This window comes from Agrilactobacillus composti DSM 18527 = JCM 14202 (assembly GCF_001436375.1).
GTDB classification, from domain to species: Bacteria; Bacillota; Bacilli; order Lactobacillales; family Lactobacillaceae; genus Agrilactobacillus; species Agrilactobacillus composti.
In genome coordinates, this window is the sequence record NZ_AZGA01000057.1 from 121296 (window position 1) to 138244 (window position 16949).

16 protein-coding genes, 1 pseudogene and 1 other annotated feature are annotated in these 16949 nt (G+C 45.8%); of the genes and pseudogenes, 6 read left to right on the top strand and 11 right to left on the bottom strand.

Features of this window, described 5'->3' with window-relative positions:
- Positions 1-286: pseudogene (locus FC83_RS17445) on the top strand (RNA-guided endonuclease IscB); the annotation flags it as partial.
- Positions 287-777: 491 nt separating this feature from the next.
- Here the strand turns inward: FC83_RS17445 and FC83_RS09445 are convergent.
- The 4 genes from FC83_RS09445 to FC83_RS09460 all read right to left on the bottom strand — a co-directional run bounded on the left by FC83_RS09445 (position 778) and on the right by FC83_RS09460 (position 6695).
- Complete coding sequence (locus FC83_RS09445; protein WP_057002697.1) at positions 778-996, bottom strand: hypothetical protein; 219 nt, start codon at positions 994-996, stop codon at positions 778-780.
- A 122-nt stretch (positions 997-1118) separates the two neighbouring features.
- Complete coding sequence (locus FC83_RS09450) at positions 1119-2981, bottom strand: bifunctional homocysteine S-methyltransferase/methylenetetrahydrofolate reductase (RefSeq protein WP_057002698.1); 1863 nt, start codon at positions 2979-2981, stop codon at positions 1119-1121.
- Between the two features lie 3 nt (positions 2982-2984).
- Complete coding sequence (gene metE / locus FC83_RS09455; protein ID WP_057002699.1) at positions 2985-5279, bottom strand: 5-methyltetrahydropteroyltriglutamate--homocysteine S-methyltransferase; 2295 nt, start codon at positions 5277-5279, stop codon at positions 2985-2987.
- 71 nt (positions 5280-5350) lie between these two features.
- Positions 5351-5604, bottom strand: a binding site (T-box leader).
- Positions 5605-5678: 74 nt separating this feature from the next.
- Positions 5679-6695 carry an aldo/keto reductase gene (locus FC83_RS09460; protein WP_057002700.1) on the bottom strand — a complete coding sequence of 339 codons (1017 nt, stop codon included), beginning with the start codon at positions 6693-6695 and terminating at the stop codon, positions 5679-5681.
- A 128-nt stretch (positions 6696-6823) separates the two neighbouring features.
- Between FC83_RS09460 and FC83_RS09465 the strand changes: the two genes are divergently transcribed.
- The 4 genes from FC83_RS09465 (at position 6824) to FC83_RS09475 (ending at position 8909) form a co-directional block, all read left to right on the top strand.
- Positions 6824-7291 (top strand): MerR family transcriptional regulator, encoded by a 468-nt coding sequence (locus FC83_RS09465; protein ID WP_052004441.1) that lies wholly within the window; start codon positions 6824-6826, stop codon positions 7289-7291.
- 125 nt (positions 7292-7416) lie between these two features.
- Positions 7417-7674: a hypothetical protein gene (locus FC83_RS09470; RefSeq protein WP_035450839.1), complete on the top strand. Its 258-nt coding sequence runs from the start codon at positions 7417-7419 to the stop codon at positions 7672-7674.
- 446 nt (positions 7675-8120) lie between these two features.
- On the top strand, positions 8121-8282 hold the full coding sequence (locus FC83_RS17075; protein ID WP_156405587.1) for a DUF5993 family protein: 162 nt from the start codon (positions 8121-8123) through the stop codon (positions 8280-8282).
- A gap of 12 nt (positions 8283-8294) precedes the next feature.
- Complete coding sequence (locus FC83_RS09475) at positions 8295-8909, top strand: disulfide bond formation protein B (protein ID WP_081762961.1); 615 nt, start codon at positions 8295-8297, stop codon at positions 8907-8909.
- A gap of 63 nt (positions 8910-8972) precedes the next feature.
- Here FC83_RS09475 and FC83_RS09480 read toward each other — a convergent pair whose 3' ends face one another.
- The 7 genes from FC83_RS09480 to FC83_RS09510 all read right to left on the bottom strand — a co-directional run bounded on the left by FC83_RS09480 (position 8973) and on the right by FC83_RS09510 (position 15313).
- Positions 8973-9827: a metallophosphoesterase family protein gene (locus FC83_RS09480; protein ID WP_035450837.1), complete on the bottom strand. Its 855-nt coding sequence runs from the start codon at positions 9825-9827 to the stop codon at positions 8973-8975.
- A gap of 16 nt (positions 9828-9843) precedes the next feature.
- Positions 9844-10947: an ABC transporter ATP-binding protein gene (locus FC83_RS09485; protein ID WP_236700827.1), complete on the bottom strand. Its 1104-nt coding sequence runs from the start codon at positions 10945-10947 to the stop codon at positions 9844-9846.
- Entirely contained in the window at positions 10948-11766 is an 819-nt protein-coding gene (locus tag FC83_RS09490) for a carbohydrate ABC transporter permease (RefSeq protein ID WP_081762973.1), read from the bottom strand.
- Complete coding sequence (locus FC83_RS09495; RefSeq protein ID WP_035450835.1) at positions 11753-12646, bottom strand: carbohydrate ABC transporter permease; 894 nt, start codon at positions 12644-12646, stop codon at positions 11753-11755. Before FC83_RS09495 ends, FC83_RS09490 begins: the two co-directional genes overlap by 14 nt.
- On the bottom strand, positions 12633-13922 hold the full coding sequence (locus FC83_RS09500) for an ABC transporter substrate-binding protein (RefSeq protein WP_057002701.1): 1290 nt from the start codon (positions 13920-13922) through the stop codon (positions 12633-12635). Before FC83_RS09500 ends, FC83_RS09495 begins: the two co-directional genes overlap by 14 nt.
- A 226-nt stretch (positions 13923-14148) precedes the next feature.
- Positions 14149-14598, bottom strand: a complete 450-nt coding sequence (locus tag FC83_RS09505; RefSeq protein WP_035450834.1) for a hypothetical protein — start codon at positions 14596-14598, stop codon at positions 14149-14151.
- 88 nt (positions 14599-14686) lie between these two features.
- On the bottom strand, positions 14687-15313 hold the full coding sequence (locus FC83_RS09510) for a hypothetical protein (RefSeq protein ID WP_035450832.1): 627 nt from the start codon (positions 15311-15313) through the stop codon (positions 14687-14689).
- A gap of 676 nt (positions 15314-15989) precedes the next feature.
- Between FC83_RS09510 and FC83_RS09515 the strand changes: the two genes are divergently transcribed.
- Positions 15990-16931 (top strand): DMT family transporter, encoded by a 942-nt coding sequence (locus FC83_RS09515; protein WP_057002702.1) that lies wholly within the window; start codon positions 15990-15992, stop codon positions 16929-16931.
- The last annotated feature ends 18 nt before the right edge of the window (positions 16932-16949 follow it).

A 16949-nucleotide genomic window follows, 5' to 3' on the forward strand; every position in this document is an offset into this window, starting at 1 on the left:
GAAAGGCCGGAAAACACCTAATACCACCAGCAAGCGAAATGCCAAAAACACGAAAGCTATCAACGGGTTTCATCTCAATGACTATGTCCAACTGCCTAACGGCCTAAGGGGCAATATTTCCGGATTCAGCGGTAAAACAGCTTGCTATGTAAAAGCTGGAGACGACCATTATTTGACGATCAACCCAAAATACAAACAGGTCAATCTAAGCAAACTCAAAGTGATCCGGCACCAAAATAACTGGAACGTTGCTGAAATCAACACCTCAGACTACATGATGGCGTAATAACTTTCTACGAAAGTTAGTGCTATCCATCCTTAGGTTTTAACCAGAGGACTTCCGCACAATTCTATTAAATCACCGCGTTTATGCGTCCAAGTGCTAGCGCCTATGAAAGGGCGGGATTGACCATGTCCTACGGGCAAGCTCTAAAAATTAGTATTAAGTATCTAATTATCCCCAACTGTTTATGGATAGCGCCCCTGATTTCCTTAAAACTAAACGAGCCACTAAACTGTTAAGCCTCATATCCTTCCTGATTGTTTTTATCGGCTTGACGCTAACGCCAAAGCAGGCAAGTTGGCTAACGCTCCTTTTAATCATGCTGGTTGGTTCAATATTTGTAATCATCCTAATCATGCCCCTATATGTTGTGGGCAGTTATCGGAAATGGGAACACCATAAAAAACGCCAAAACTAATGATCCAGCTTAAATCTGATCATGCAAATAAGCCTTTGGAAAATTCAGTTATTTTCCGAGGGCTTATTAATATAGCTTACTTTTTAGAATCATTCGAAAAGAAACGCAACATCCTATCATAAACGCCCAGATACGTGAGCCCAATAAATACCAACCAAACAATCGCCAGACCAATGGCTAGGCCTAAAAAATTGGTGGTTCGACCTCGAAACAGGTTGATAATGATAAAAACAAGTGGGATGAGCAACGCCTTTAGAAACAAAAGACTGCCCCGTTTGATGGCGAGCAACATCATGACGCACCCCCTACTGCTAAAGCAGCGCCTAATCCGACAAGTTTATTATATTCCCTACGATTTGAAAGCGCTATCTTTATGCCCATAAAAATAGCCAGGACAGCTGCCCTGGCTATTTTTGATTAAACTTTGGCGGTATTCTTGGCTTTGACATATTGGGCCAAGGCGCCGGAAATTTCGGCGTGTTGCATCGGCGTGGTGATGTGAATGCCGTTGAAGTGCTCACAAATCACATCTACTAATTCTTCAGCGATTTGCAGGCCAACTTCCCGTTCATTCCCGTCAGCTTCAGCCGCCTTCATCCGGGTCAAGGTGTCCTCCGATAAGCGGATGCCCGGCACTTCATGGTGCAAGAAGCGGGCATTGCGGTAGGACAATAATGGCAAGACCCCTACAAAAATGGGCACTTGAATGTCATTATCAGCCACTACTTTGGCCAGATCTACGGCAATTTGCGGATCAAAGATGGGTTGGGTGATGATGTAATCCGCCCCAGCGTCAACTTTGCGGGCAATGGTTTTGGGAATCCGGTCTAAGTTACGGACATTGGGATTCAAAGCCGCCCCCACGGAAAAGCTGCAGGCTTTGCCTAACTTACGCCCCGTGGGTGAAATACCTTCATTATATTTCTTGAAATAACTAATTAATTCCGTGGAATGGACATCATATACCGAGGTGGCCCCGGGCAAATCCCCGACTTTGGCCGGGTCGCCGGTGATCACTAGGACATCATCTAACCCCAACATGGATAAACCCATGATTTCAGCTTGCAGGCCGATCAGGTTATGATCCCGGGTGGTGACGTGGACTAACGGTGTGATGCCATATTCCAGCTTCAACTTAGCCGCCAGGGCCAAGTTACTGATGCGGGTGGTGGCCAGGGAGCCATCGGATAAAGTGATGGCGCCGATACCGGCTTCTGCTAAGGCTTGGGCACTCTTTAGAAAACGGTCGGTCCTTAAGGTCTTGGGTGGGTCTAATTCCACCAGTGGGACCTTTTTAGTTTTGACCGCTTCTAAGAAAGGATGGGTGCGGGCCACAGCGGCCTGGTTTTCAGCTTGTTGCTGGCGAACCTGAACGTTGATCTCCGGTTGAACCGGCTGGCGGCTCTTTAACCCAGCGAATAAGCCGGCAATATGTTCCGGCGTAGTACCGCAACAGCCCCCGATTAAGTGGGCGCCCTTTTGGCGGAAGGTCTCCGCATAGGTGCGGAAATAAGCCGCGGATCCGTCATAGATCAACTGGCCGTGTTCCATATTGGGCAAACCCGCATTGGGATAAACCGCCAGGGGTGTCCCCAAAGGCAGTTGGGTCTTTTCCAACGCTTCATTCATCTGGTAGGGCCCCAAGTGACAGTTGGCCCCGGCTGCGGCCACCCCTAAGGCGGCCAATTCAGACAAGGCTTGGGTCAAAGTGGTGCCACCTTGCAGCACCCCGGGTTCGTACATGGTGACATTGGCCACAATGGGCAAATCCGTGAGACTTTGCACCACTTTAATGGCCCGTTTTAATTCGGCCAAGTCAAAATAAGTTTCCAACAGCAAACCATCGATGGCTTTAGTGGCCAACAGGACTTCAACCTGTTGGCGCACGCTGGCGTCAATGGCGGCCGGCGTCAGTAAATCTGGGTCGGTGATATCCGTGGATCCGGCAATCCCCCCAATGGTGCCTAAGATATACACCGGTCGTTCACTGGCGACTTTGGCGGTGTGGGCCAGACTGACGGCGGCTTCATTAATGGCCGTCAACTTGTTTTCCAAGCCGTAGCGGCTGAGCTTGATGCTGTTAGCCGCATAAGTGTTAGTCTGGATCACATCAGCCCCGGCGGCGATATACGCCTGGTGAATTTGTAAAATATCGCCACCATGGGTGAGATTCAAAGATTCAAAATCATGGCTAATGCCATATTGGCTGTAAAGTAAGGTCCCCATGGCCCCATCGGCCACCAGTACCTGATCTTGCAGTGCTTGTGCTAAATTTCCCATATTTTAAACAGCTCCTACGGATACCTCCGCTCTAACTTCATCGGTAGCTTGAACCATGTTCTTCAAGGCAGCGATGGCTTCCGGTTCATTACGCGTTTTCAAACCACAATCGGGATTGATCCAGAATTGATGGACATCAATGACCTGCAAAGCCCGATGAATATTTTGTTTGATTTCTTCAACACTTGGCACCCGTGGGCTATGGATATCATAAACCCCCAGGCCGATTTGTTTATCGTAAGTGACATTTTCAAAAGCCTTGATACTTTCACCATGGGACCGGGAAGTTTCGATGGAAATCACGTCCGCATCTAAAGCACTGATGGCTGGCAGGATATCTTCGAAATCAGAGTAGCACATATGGGTATGGACCTGGGTGCTATCCTTGACCCCAGTAGTGGTGATCTTGAAGGCTTCAACGGCATTATCCAGGTAAGCTTGGCGATATTTAGCCTTCAATGGCAGCCCTTCTCTTAAGGCAGGCTCGTCCACTTGGATGATGCGAATACCAGCATCTTCTAAGGCCTTGACCTCATGACGCAAAGCTAAGCCAATTTGGTCAGCCACGATGTTCTTTGGTAAGTCATCCCGGACAAAGCTCCAGTTGATGATAGTGACCGCACTGGTCAGCATCCCCTTCACCGGTTTCTTAGTCAAACTTTGGGCATAGACCGTCTCGTCAACCGTGATGGGTTCACTCCAAGACACATCCCCAAAGATTAACGGTGGCCGTACGCACCGGGAACCATAGCTTTGAACCCAGCCATTATCTGTGGCATAAAAGCCGCTGAATTTTTGGCCAAAGTATTCCACCATGTCGGTCCGTTCAAATTCCCCATGGACTAAGACATCTAAGCCCAAGTCCTCTTGGATGTTGATCCAGCGTTTGGTTTCTTGTTTGATGAAGTCTTTGTATTCCCCGTCACTAATCTGTTTTTTCCGCCAAGCTAAGCGTTTAGCCCGCACTTCTTTAGATTGTGGGAAGCTGCCGATAGTGGTAGTTGGCAGTAAAGGTAAGTCCAAGGATTCTTGGGCAACGACCCGTTGTTTGTAAGGGCTGTGCCGTTCGACCTTGGACTGCAACATGGCGTCCACAGCCCGTTTAACTTCCGGATTGTTCCGGTGTTCCGACGTATTCAAGGCTTGTAGGGCCGCTTGTTGTTGGTCGATTTCAGCCGCCACATCTTTGTCATTGGCAAAGTCCGTCAACACTTTCAACTCGCCCAATTTTTCATCGGCAAAGGCAATGCCGGCTTTGATGGTTGGGTCCAAGTGGGTTTCGTTTTTAGTGGTGATAGGGACGTGGAGCAAAGAGTTGCTAGGTTGCAACCACAGATGGTCGCTATCCACAACGGTTAATAAGTCTTTGATCAGTTCTGTTTTCTGAGAAAAGTCACTGCGCCAAACGTTGCGGCCGTCGATGATCCCGGCAGCTAAGATTTTGCCTGCGGGGAAGCCTAACGCCTTTAACTCCGGTAAAAGGGTGCCGTGATCATGGACGAAGTCAAAACCAAAGGCATCCACATCGAAGTTTAAGATATCTTCCAAATAATCTGGGCGTTCGAAGTAAGTCTGTAATTCGACTTTTAATTCAGGGGCAGCGGCCCGGATGGCAGCTAGGGCTTGACGATACAATTGTAATTGCTTTGGATCAGTCAAAGTGACCAAGCTAGGTTCGTCTAATTGGATCCATTCTACGCCGTTGGCAGCTAATTCTTTCACCACTTGTTGATATAGTGGCAATAATTGGTTCAATAATGGGATCAATTCTGCAGTGGTCAAATGGGCATCGTGTAACTTAGATAATTTTAAGAAAGTCACGGGGCCTAAGATAACGGGCTTGCCGTCAATGCCTAATTCGGCTTTAGCTTCTAAATAACGGGTTAACCAAGGGTTGTCCAATAATTTGAAGTTCACATCGTCTAATTCAGGGACGATGTAGTGGTAGTTGGTGTTAAACCATTTGGTCATTTCAGCGGCCACGTGGTCTTTGGTGCCCCGGGCAATGGCGAAATATTCAGTCAAACTTAATTGGTGATCAAAGTTGCCAAAGCGTTTGGGAATGGCATTAAAAGCCACCGATGTATCTAAGACATGATCATAGTTGCTGTAATCAGCCACGGGAATCACATCAATACCGGCTGCTTGTTGTTTCTTTAAAGCTTCTAGGCGAATGGCTTTAGTGCGTTTTGCAAATTCGGCTTCATCAATATCATGGCGCCAGAATTTCTCCAATGTGAATTTCCATTCACGTTTTTCACCTATACGGGGATACCCTAAATTGCTTGCTAATACCATTCCTGATTCCTCCTTGATTATCTGTGTGTCCGTAAAAACAAAAAAAAGCCCTTAGCAAAATAAAACATTTTGCTAAGGGCGTCTCATTGACGTGTTACCACCTTATTTTGCATATTGCTCACACAACATGCCTCGACCGGTTCGCCCAGGTCAAGCCTGGTAAACCGTAACGCGCTAATGGGCGCACCCATCATGTCCTCATCCAAAGGATTCAAACATGCACTGCTTCAAGACCATCTTCTAATTCGGTGACATTACCCTTTTCCATCTTCCGGGCTCTCTGTGAATTCACATAGAATTATACTCATCTTTTCATAGCAATTTAATATGATTAAAGAGTAGTTTAACGGCAGTTGGGTCAAATGTCAAGCTTATTTGCTCAAAATATTTATAGTCGGTTTAGTGGGCGCCCCATGAAATGGTGCCCTGGGCTGCTAAAATGGTATCGATGGCTTTTAATTCAGCGGCAGTAAAGTCTAAGTTGGCCAAGGCATGGACGTTATCCACCAATTGGGCGGGGCGGCTGGCACCCACTAGGACACTGGCCACTTCTGGTTCCCGCAAGTTCCAGGCTAAGGCCATCTCCGCTAAGGTTTGGCCCCGCTTTTGGGCTAAGTCATTTAATTGGGCCACTGTTTTCAAGGTAGCTTCAACTTGGGCCGGATGTAAGAAAGGACTGCTGGATTTTTTAGCCCGGGAATCTTCAGGAATACCGTGTAAGTACTTGTCCGTCAACAAACCTTGGGATAAGGCACTAAAGCCCACGGCTCCAATGCCAGCCTTACGCAATTCTGGGAAGACGTCTGTTTCCACTTCCCGGTTGAACATATTGTAGCGGGGTTGATGGATCACAAAGGGGGTCTTTAAATCCTTGAAGATCTTAGCAATGGCTGCCGTTTGCGCCCCACTGTAATTGGAAATCCCCACATATAAGGTCTTACCCTCATGGACTAATTGGTCCAGGGCTAAGGCTGTCTCGGTGACATCGGTCTCAGGGTCTGGGCGGTGACTGTAAAAAATATCCACATAATCTAAGCCTAAGCGCTGTAAACTCTGGTTGGCACTGGCAATGATACTTTTCCGGGAACCCCAGTCCCCATAAGGCCCGGGCCACATTTCATAACCGGCTTTGCTGGCGATAATCATTTCGTCTCGGTAGGGTTTCATATCGTGAGCCATGATGCGGCCGAAGTTGGCTTCGGCACTGCCAGGCACGGGGCCGTAGTTGTTAGCCAAATCGTAATAGGTGATGCCTAGATCAAAGGCCTTGTGGATGATGGCTTGCTGGTTGGCCAGATTGTCCACGCTGCCAAAATTGTGCCAGAGGCCTAAGCCAATGGCCGATAATTTTAAGCCACTGTGGCCTAAGCGTTTGTAAACCATTTGATCATACCGGGTACTGTCTGCTTGATACATAAAAAATGTCCTCCTTAAAAAAACGACGTGCTGTTTGTCAATTTCGCCTTGTTTATCCCAGGGCTTATGTTAAAGTTAGTGTACTACTTCAAGTCAACTTGAAGTAAAGTCTTTTTTAAGGAGTGCCTATGAAAACTTATTCCATCAGTACTGTTTCTAAAATGTACCACTTACCCGCTTCCACCTTGCGTTACTATGAGGAACTGGGTTTGTTATATAACGTGGGCCGTGATGGCATTCGCCGGGTCTACACCGACCAGCATTTATCCCGGTTGAGTGCTATTTGTTGTTTTAAAAATGCGGGGATGACCTTAAAAGAATTACAACTCCTTTTAAATTATGAATCTGAGAATAACGATTTGTCCGCTGTTATTGAATTACTGCAAGCCCACGATGTGCGCCTCAAAGAACAGCTGGCCTTATTGTTGGATAATGAAAATCATATTCAACGAAAATTACACTTTTACCAAGACATCGCTGCCGCTGAAAAGGCTGGTAAACCGGCACCGGAATGGGCTGATTATAAGACAAAGAACTTTATTCCTGCTCATGACTATTTTGGCCCGGCACCACAGCCTGTTGGGGTTGAAGAATAAAACCCTGGGCGCTGCCAAATACTAGATAGGAGGACATCGTCATTAATTTAGATAAAGCCTATCCGTTAATCGCCTATCAACTGCGGACCTCCTTTGCGTTTGATAAAGTACCTTTCACCAAGGACGTGATTGAAGTTCGCCATGCCCTTGATAAGGCCTACAAGATTGACAAAATCGTTATCTTAATTTCCAATCGGTCTCAAAGTGGCGCTGACCTGCTGTTTTTGAAGGCTCAGTTTAATGTGCTGTCGTTTTTAGGGCGCTATGGCGTTCATTTTCAACTCACGAACGATTTAGGGACTGCCCCACAGTTCGCTGGTGCTCAATATGCGCTGCCTACCTCAGAGTTTGATCGCGTTGAACAAGAATTGACACAAAAATAAAGCTAATCAGTAAGAACCATGTCCTTTTGAATCTGAGAATCACGATTTTTCAGCTGTTATTGAATTGTTGCAGGTATATTGCCGTGACCCGTTGCTTTTCAGGCGTACCAGCCAAAACTAAATTCAGCAGCTATGGCTTTATATTGAGGCATCACAACTGCTGGAAAGTCTGTTAAACCAGTCTGAACTAACTGCATTATAAATTAAAAATATTTAGCCAAGCTTACAATTATTTTGGCATCATGTTTTAAAATACCCCGGCCAAAAAATAAACCGTTTCCAAATCAATAAATTGATTCTTGCTATCTTATTATGGAAATTTTACAGTAATTTAAGATACCCCCTGTTTTGTCTGACCCAACTCTAATCCCCTGGCCATGAAGCCCCAATCCCCCTGTGTTATACCTATTATTGTACACAATTTATTTTGGGAGGTTGTTTGTTTTATGGATATCATTATTATGTTGATCATTACCTTGATGTTTCTGAAAGTCATCATCAAAGGTAAGTTTGATAAACGGGATTTTATGTTATGGATTCTCACCTTTGTCCTGGTGGTCGTCTTGTTTAAGTTACACGCAACAAGTAACTTGAATCTCAATTTATAGGGGGTGCTTCTAATGGAAAAAACAGTTTCAGCAACAAATGCGACACATGCAACTAGCAGCACCCTGGGCGCCACGTTAGGGTTTTGGGCTGCTAATATTTTCTTATTTGCTTATAACTTCGTTTTAGCTGGGGGCTTTTTCTTCCAGTTTGCCTTAAACGAATTTCCTTGTCCGTTATGTATGATCCAGCGCTACTTCATGATGTTGGCCTGTTTTGGCCCACTTTATGTGATTATTAACACAAAACGGGGCACCATCACCACGCAAAAGATGATTCGGGGCTATGGGATGTCCTTGTTGGCCGCTTTGGTGGGGTCCACAGCGTCTATTCGCCAAATCCTATTGCACATCAAACCCGGCGACCCGGGTTATGGCTCCGCCGTCTTTGGCATCCATACTTATACTTGGGCTTTGGTCAGCTTTGTCGTAGTCATGGTCTTCAGTGCCATCATGATGATTTTTGCCAAGGAATTAACGCCTAAAGGTACCGAATACAATGCCGTTGCCACCATCAACGTTTGGCTCTTTGCCATCTTGATCGTTGCCAACTTAATCGCCATCATCGCTTTAGAAGGTTTCAATTTCCTATTGCCTAGTGATCCGACGAAATACATGCTGTTCCACTGATAATTCTACGAAAAGAAGCGTTTGGGTTTTTGAGCCCAAACGCTTTTTTGATTGGTCTAATCCTCATGAAGACTGGCTTTTAAAAATCAGCGGGTCCACAAAATCCGTTTGGTCGATCAATAATTCTTTGATAATTTCTTGCCCCCAGTATAGGCGGCGGCTTTCCACTTCAATGCCTTGGTCATCGGTAACTCTAATGATGTTATAGCCCACAGCATCGTTAACATAGTGGTGGTAGGGGTCGCGGCAATCAATATGATAAGCGCTGGAATCCGCCACTGCATTGAGGATGCCGGCCGTCGTATAGGTGGCAGAAAAATGGATATGCCCCGCAAATATCCCCTTTACATTGCCGGCCTTACAAACATTTAACAGGTCAGTGCTATTTTGCAAAACGCTAAAGTGCATCTGGCTCAAGGCCGCGGTTGCCATGGGATGGTGCATGAAAATCAAAGCGGGTTGGCGGGGATGGGCTTCCAGCTGAGTCCAAAGCCAGTCCAGTTGTTTGGCATCCAAGTATCCCGGCTCCAGGTCTTCAAAGGTGGTATCTAAAAAATAATTATCCAGCCCACCCAGGGTCAATTTGTAATAATACTTCGAGTCTGGGGGCCGGTCTAAAAAGCCGTCATAAAAGGCCGCCGTCCGATCATGATTACCTAATACAACAAAAATCGGCACCTTGAGCTGGTCGCTTTCTTCATCAATCAACGCCTTTAGCCGCACATAGTCCCCAGCTTGGCCTTCATGGACTAAATCGCCAGTTATCACGATAAAATCCGGTTTGGTGGCCATCTTAGCAATGTCACTGAAGACCAGATCAAACTTATAAAAAGGATTGACTTGTTGGTTAAAGGCATCGGGCTGACCAGCCGGTGTGAAGTGGGTATCCGAAATATGGATAATTGTTGTATCTGTCATAAATTCCGCCCTCATTCTACTTTTCAATATTTTTTTGGCTACTATGATCAAAAAGCAAGATGTGCTTTGGTGCAAAAGTCAGATAAACCGTCGTATCTTTGGTGACATCATTGTTGGTGGTGATGGCTTTTAAAGTCGTATCCCCGTTCAAGGCCAAGGTCAGTTGCTGATAGCGGCCATAGTCGATGATTTGCGCCACCTGGGCTGGGTAGGCTGGCTGGCCGGCAGGTTGGCCGTGGACCAGCACATGTTCCGGTCGAATCCCTAAATCTAAGCCCTGGTCCCCCTGGCCCGCTAAGGCCTGGGCCTGCCCCGGGGTCAGGGGTAAAGGTTGCCCTTGAAACTGCAATTTTCCCTGTTGGTATTGGGCCGCCAAAATATTGATCTGGGGTGTCCCCACAAACTGAGCCACGAAAAGATTGGCGGGATGGTTATAAATGTTGTCGGGGGTATCCACCATTTGGATCTTACCGGCATTCATGATGGCGATGCGGTCTCCTAAAGCCATGGCCTCCAGATGATCATGGGTCACATAGACAATGGTTTGGCCGTTGGCTTGGTGGAGATTTTGAATCTCATCTCGGGCCTTTTCCCGCAGCTGCACGTCAATGTTAGATAAGGGCTCATCCAACAGGAAAATCGGGCTTTTCTTGGCCAAACCCCGGCCCAGAGCCACCCGCTGTTTTTGGCCCCCGGATAATTGGCCGGGCAGGCGGTCTTGGTAAGCCGTTAAATTCAAAGTGGCTAAAATCTTGGTCAAGCGCTGTTGGCGTTCAGCCTTAGCCACCTTATGGACCTTTAAGGCATAGTCCAAGTTTTGATAAACCGTCATGTTAGGATACAGGGCATAGTCTTGAAACACCATGGCGATATCGTCACTGGCCTTGGCGTGGGACTGGCGGTTAGTACCGGCAATGCGAATTTCTCCGGCAGTGGGGGCTTCTAACCCGGCAATCAAGCGCAGCGTGGTGGATTTGCCACACCCCGATGGCCCCAACAATACCATGAATTCGCCCTTTTTGATCTGCAGATTCAACTGGGTAATCACCGGGACTTTATGATAGGTTTTGACCACGTCTTTTAATTCCAATGCAATTTCATTCGTATCTATTTCAATCACCTACTTTAAACCAGAATTACTAATGCTATTCAAAATGTACCGTTGGAATACCATATAAATCACCAAGGGTACAATGATCATGATGGTGGCTAAGGCCATGGCCAGGGGGAAATTGGTCCCCCCTTCGCTGGAAATGTAGTTCTGTAACGCCAGCGGCAGGGTAAAACTACTTTTGTCCTTTAAAATCAAGGTGGGCCAGACGTATTCATTCCAGGAATTGATGAAGAAGATGGCGCCAATACTGATAATGCTGGGCCGCAAAATGGGAATGATGATGTTCATCAATAAACGGTGGGTGGGAATTTGATCCAGGTAAGCTGATTCAATCAGACTCCTAGGAATTTTAGCCATGGCCTTTAAAAAGATCATGATCCCGGTGGCATCGCACAATTGGGGCAAGGCCACCCCCAAGGCGGTGTTCAATAGATTGGCCTTGGCAATCACCAAATAGTTGGGGATCATGGTGACGGTGAAAGGAATAAAAATCGTGGCCACGAAGGCGAAATACACCCATTTCTTTCCCCGAAAATGAAAGTATTGAAAGGCATAAGCGGCCAACAAGCCTGTGCTCAATTTCCCCAGGGTCACCAAAGTAGCCATGAAGAAGGTATTCCATATTAAGCGTAAAAGGGCTACTTGTCGACTTAGGGTTTGGTAATTCTTCAAGGTGGGGTGTAACGGGATCAATTGCCACATGGTATGGTAGGAATCCTGCAGGGTTTTGAAGGAGTTGGCGACCATGAACAATACCGGCAGGATCAAGGCGAGGCAAATCACCAGCAACAAGAGGTGCCAACCGTTAGCTTTAAATGGGCGCATCTGCATCCCGCCCTTCCACAAACTTGATTTCTAGGAACAGTAAAATCAGAAAAATCACAAAGGTCAAAATGGCCAGCGCCGAAGCATTACCGGTCTTATATAACACAAAGGCATTTAGATACGTGTGGTATAACACGTTGGAAGACCCGTAATACGGGCCGCCTTGGGTGATCACGTTGATGGGGGTGAACACGTATTGCAGGCCTTGGACAATGGTCAAAATCAACACGTAAAAGGCCATGCTTTTATTCAAGGGCAACACCACGTCCCAAATCAGGCGCCACTTGGGGATATGGTCCACTTGCGCAGCATCGATGAGGTTTTGGGGGATGCTCCCCAGGCCCGTTAACAGCAACACAAAGTTGTAGCCAAAGACCTTCCAATTGGTGATGAGACACAACATCACAATGGCCAAGCCCCCGGAGTTGGTCCAATTAGGCAGGGTGAACCCTATTTGGCGCAGGAACAAAGCAATGGGCCCGGAAACAGGATTCATGATCCAGGCAAAAACCATGGCCCCCACCACCAGGGAAAATAAACTGGGGATGAAGAAAATGATTTTATAGACTCCCTGCATTTTGTGGATGAAAAATTGGACGATGATCGAGATCACATAGGGAATGACAAAGTTTAACACCAGCAGCAAGCCAATGTACCCCAGGGTGTTTAACAAAACCTTTTGATTCACCGGGTCCGTGAAGATGGTGAGGTAATTACGCCAGCCCACAAAATTCTTGGTGGGGGCGATCAAATTCCAATCAAAGAAACTCAGGTAAAGAGTGTAAATGATGGGGATGATGATAAACACCAACAGAATCAGGGCCGTTGGGGCCAGGTAGAGCAGGGTCAAAACCCGATGCTGCTGTTTATTGCTGTTCATTGATTTTCTCCTGGGCGGCCTTCAAGGTAGACTTGACGCTGCTACCAGCTAAAATTTTGTCCCGGGCATCGATCATGGTTTGTTCAGCGTCTAAACCGTTTTTAGGAAATGAAGTCCAAGGCACGGCGGTATCAATTTGAGCAATAGCCGGTTTTAACATGGGATTGTCGTTGACGTAGCTCTTAAAGGTCGGATCCTTCAGAGCGCTTGAAGTTGGGGGTAAATACCCGGTGCCCTTGCTCCAAGTCACCAGGGAACTGTTGTCATACATATACTTTTCAAAGACCCAAGCGGCTTTTTGTTGGGCCGTTTTTTGAGCGGTGATGGCTAACATGGACCCACCCACCGGCACAACGGCTTTTTGGCCTTTGAAATGGGGCGAGGTGATGGCTTGGACGTCGAAGTTCACGCTGCTCTTCACATGGGATGCCTGGGCGACAGTGGTATAGGCAATGGCGACTTTGCCGTTAACAAAGGCATCCATCCCCTGGGCCCAAGGGGTATGTAACGCGGTTTTATCCTTGACCACCATGTCTTGGTAAAGTTGGTAAGCAGCTTGACCCTTTTTGCTGTCAAAGGCGGCCTTGCCCTTTTGAATGATCTTGGCCCCGTTACTTAACAGTACTGCTTGTTGGGCCCAAGTATCGCCGGGTTCTTGGATGTAGAGGCCATAGTTGCCACTGGCGGCTTTAATTTTCTTAGCGGCCCCGCTGACCCCTTCCCAAGTTGCCAGGTCACTGGCTTTGATGCCATATTTGTCTAACATAGTCTTATTGTAATAGAGAATCGGCGTACTCAAAGAATAAGGCAAGCCCACCAATTTGCCGTTACTATCCTTGGCAAAAGATAAGGTACGCTTGGTGAAATTTTTAGTGATGAAATGGCTATTTTTATCAAATTTGCTTTGGGCTGCGGTGGGTGTCAGATATTTAAAGTTGCTGCCAAAATAATTGGTGTAGGCCCAACCCACCTGCACGATGTCTGGCACTTTGTTGGAGGCCTGGGCGGATTGCAGGTTTTGCATCAGGCCTTGGTACATGTTGGGATTATACTTGGCGGACACTTGGATATTGGGATGGGTCTTGTTGAAATTTTTGACCAAGTCATCCACCGCCGCGCCGCCTTGGGTCTGGGCGTTGACATGCCAGTAAGAAATATTGACGACTTTAGAAGCGGCTTGGACTTGGCTAGCGCCGCCCACGCCAAGCAACCCTCCCAGGGCCGCTAGAAAAGCAACTAAAAACGCTGTTTTGCGAAAATGCGTTGTAATCTTCAAAATTAAATCTCCCCTTTCACAATCAACCATAACCTAGCATTGTATTGATTCAGGTGTGATTTGGTATCAAATGGGTAAAAAAATGACAGTTTTTTGTAAAATAGAGGGATTTTGGTAAATAAAGTTTTATATTTGCTTAGAAAACGCAAAAAAATAGTGCTCGGTTTGATCCGAACGCCTGATCAGATTAAAAAGAGACTGGTAAAACTTGCTTGAGAGTCGTCTCTTAAACTGAATTATTTTTAGATTTGGAGAAGCGATAGCAACCCCGTACCACAAAGTAGGTAAATACAATGACTGCCGCAATATTGAAACTGAACATCAGATGAATCGTAAACTGATTGTACCAGAAACAATAAATGACGATCAGCCAGGAAAAACAGGCTAGCCAAAACGTCAGCACCTGCAACACATTTTGACCCTCCACCCCACTAAAAATGGGAATCCAGTTTAAAACCCGGCGCCCATAAGCAATTAAACCAGCCGCCAGGTGTAGGACCGCCAAAAAGATAAGGCCTGGCACCAGAATTGGTGTGGCATAGGTGTACCAATAGATCACTTGGCCGCTAATCCCCACCATTGTGGGCAATTGATGGGGCAAGGCCCTTTGGAAAATAACCAGGATACAAGCTTGAATCACAAAATTAATAAGCAACAGTGTGTTTGTTTTCTTCATGGGCCGCCTCCAAGGACTGTGGGTGATTTTTAAATTCATTATAAGTTTGCTTTTTTATTTTATTTCGAGTAAATAACCCGAGCGAAGCCTATCTTTTTAGCCGATAATTGACATGTATCACTAGTAATATGATAGACAGTGTAACAATAGCAAGGATTGATACCACTGCGTCTTCAAATTCATTCATAATAAAGATTGAAACTATTACCATAAAACCTTCAATGATAAAATAATTTCCCGTTATTTTACCCACCATATTATTTTGCTCTTTAGAATAATTACTTGGTGTATAACCAGCGAGTATATCCAAATCTAGACCCTTTCGAAAATGTACACCCATGACAAAAAACAGAATTGAAACTGGGCCAAATATCAAAAATGAGATGGCATACGCTTTTAAGTATTTGCCGCCAATACTTAGATTAAAAAAATCGATGAATGCATAACACAATATCCCAATAGCCAGCATCAGCATTAAAATACCTATGGCAAAAGCAATTTTACGTAGTCTATTCTTTTTTGAATTACTGATACTTGCGTAAGGATCCACTTTGCTTGGCAATCTTGCCAACAATGTATAATCTTTCTTGAGCAGTAATCGATATGTTAACCATAAAAAGAAAGTGCCAGTTACAAATAGTGAGACCTTAGCGTTTATAAACGAAATAACAACACAAATTGCGGTTCCAAAAGCGGTAATCGTTCTTGAAGACATTATTATCCCCTCTTTTTGGAAGTTAAAGGTTAAGGATCAGTGTACTGCGGGGCTTTCATTTCAGAAATGAACAACTCATTAATTTGCTTAGGTTTACTTTTCGTTTTTCAATAGATACACACTACTATTCTGCAAAAATAGCGTATGGGTGAAATATTCCTTCAAATAATCAAGGTTGGTCTGCATGATACAGATCAATGGCACATACTCACTTGAAAAATAACCCAATGCAAGCTTGGCTGACTAAATAATAAGCAACAGTATGTTTGTTTTCTTCATGGGCCACCGCCAAGGATTGTGGGTGATTTTTAAATTCATCATAAACTTTCCAATTATTTTTGCAAGGGCTCTCATGCCTTTTAGCAGACCCCCTAGCCAATACTGCCAATCCGTGTTATAACAGATTCGAAATCATTGAAACCGCTTACCTAAATCTTTTTTATTTACAAAGAAAAATTTTTAGCTTACAATGTATGTAAAGGCGAAGGCGTTCGCCAAAATCAGGACGTAAAAAAAATAAAACGACTACTTTTGGCATCCACGCAAACCTGAAAGTAGCCGTTTTTTATTATGAAAAGAGATTTTAGAAATTGACCAAATTGCTCAGTCACACCTTCCCATAACGTCTAAATCCATACATATTCAAGTGACACAACTATGGAAGGACTGACTTTAAATGAAAATTGTTGAAGTACAACACAATACAAAATTACACGGGATGGCTTTGGCCATCATGGGACCATTGCTATGGGGTTTTTCTGGAATCGTCGCCCAATATTTGTTTGGCAACTACCAAATGTCACCCCAATGGCTGGTCTGCTTGCGGATGCTAGGGGCCGGGGCTTTACTAGTCTTGTTTGGGGCCTTGACCACCGGCCACAAGGTCTTAGACGCCTGGCGCAAACCCGCCAGCATGCGGGGCTTAATTATTTTTAGCCTGATTGGCATGCTGCCCGCCCAGTTAACTTATTTCATGGCTATTCAACACAGCAATGCTGCCACCGCGACGATTTTACAATTTCTAAGCCCAGCTTTGATCATTGTTTTCTTAGCCGTCCACAGCCATCGCCTGCCCAGCCGGATCAACACCATTTCCGTTATCCTAGCCATTCTAGGGACGGCACTATTGGTCACCGGGGGTAATTTCAGCAAATTAAATATTGCCCCAGCTGGCTTGATTTGGGGCTTATTGACCGCTTTAAGCACGGCCATTTACACCTTGTATCCCCGGAAATTATTGAAGGAATTCGGCGCAGTTTCCATCGTCGGTTGGTCCATGCTCTTAGGGGGTTTGGTCTTCTTGCCCACAGCCCTGCGCTACCCACTACCTCAGTTGGATGTGAAGGGCGTGGCCTTGGTCAGCTTCGTCGTTCTCTTTGGCACATTGTTTGCTTACCTGTTCGTTTTACAAAGCCTACGTTTCATCGCCCCAACCATCACCAGCTTGTTGGGTGCCTTTGAACCTTTAACTTCAACATTACTCACAGTCTTGTTCTTCCATATTGCTTTTGGTCTACCCGAACTTGCCGGCACAGTTTTGATTTTAGGCACCACTATCTTACAGGCGGCCTATGCCAATACCCAGACCCGCAATCGTTCACAAAATCTTCGGTCTTAATAAATGACAGTTTCAAAG

Excerpts from the sequence above, each read along its gene's own strand:
- FC83_RS09445 (WP_057002697.1), bottom strand. The coding sequence starts at position 996 with ATGATGTTGCTCGCCATCAAACGGGGCAGTCTTTTGTTTCTAAAGGCG.
- FC83_RS09450 (WP_057002698.1), bottom strand. The coding sequence starts at position 2,981 with ATGGGAAATTTAGCACAAGCACTGCAAGATCAGGTACTGGTGGCCGAT.
- metE (WP_057002699.1), bottom strand. The coding sequence starts at position 5,279 with ATGGTATTAGCAAGCAATTTAGGGTATCCCCGTATAGGTGAAAAACGT.
- FC83_RS09460 (WP_057002700.1), bottom strand. The coding sequence starts at position 6,695 with ATGTATCAAGCAGACAGTACCCGGTATGATCAAATGGTTTACAAACGC.
- FC83_RS09465 (WP_052004441.1), top strand. The coding sequence starts at position 6,824 with ATGAAAACTTATTCCATCAGTACTGTTTCTAAAATGTACCACTTACCC.
- FC83_RS17075 (WP_156405587.1), top strand. The coding sequence starts at position 8,121 with ATGGATATCATTATTATGTTGATCATTACCTTGATGTTTCTGAAAGTC.
- FC83_RS09475 (WP_081762961.1), top strand. The coding sequence starts at position 8,295 with ATGGAAAAAACAGTTTCAGCAACAAATGCGACACATGCAACTAGCAGC.
- FC83_RS09480 (WP_035450837.1), bottom strand. The coding sequence starts at position 9,827 with ATGACAGATACAACAATTATCCATATTTCGGATACCCACTTCACACCG.
- FC83_RS09490 (WP_081762973.1), bottom strand. The coding sequence starts at position 11,766 with ATGCGCCCATTTAAAGCTAACGGTTGGCACCTCTTGTTGCTGGTGATT.
- FC83_RS09495 (WP_035450835.1), bottom strand. The coding sequence starts at position 12,646 with ATGAACAGCAATAAACAGCAGCATCGGGTTTTGACCCTGCTCTACCTG.
- FC83_RS09505 (WP_035450834.1), bottom strand. The coding sequence starts at position 14,598 with ATGAAGAAAACAAACACACTGTTGCTTATTAATTTTGTGATTCAAGCT.
- FC83_RS09510 (WP_035450832.1), bottom strand. The coding sequence starts at position 15,313 with ATGTCTTCAAGAACGATTACCGCTTTTGGAACCGCAATTTGTGTTGTT.
- FC83_RS09515 (WP_057002702.1), top strand. The coding sequence starts at position 15,990 with ATGAAAATTGTTGAAGTACAACACAATACAAAATTACACGGGATGGCT.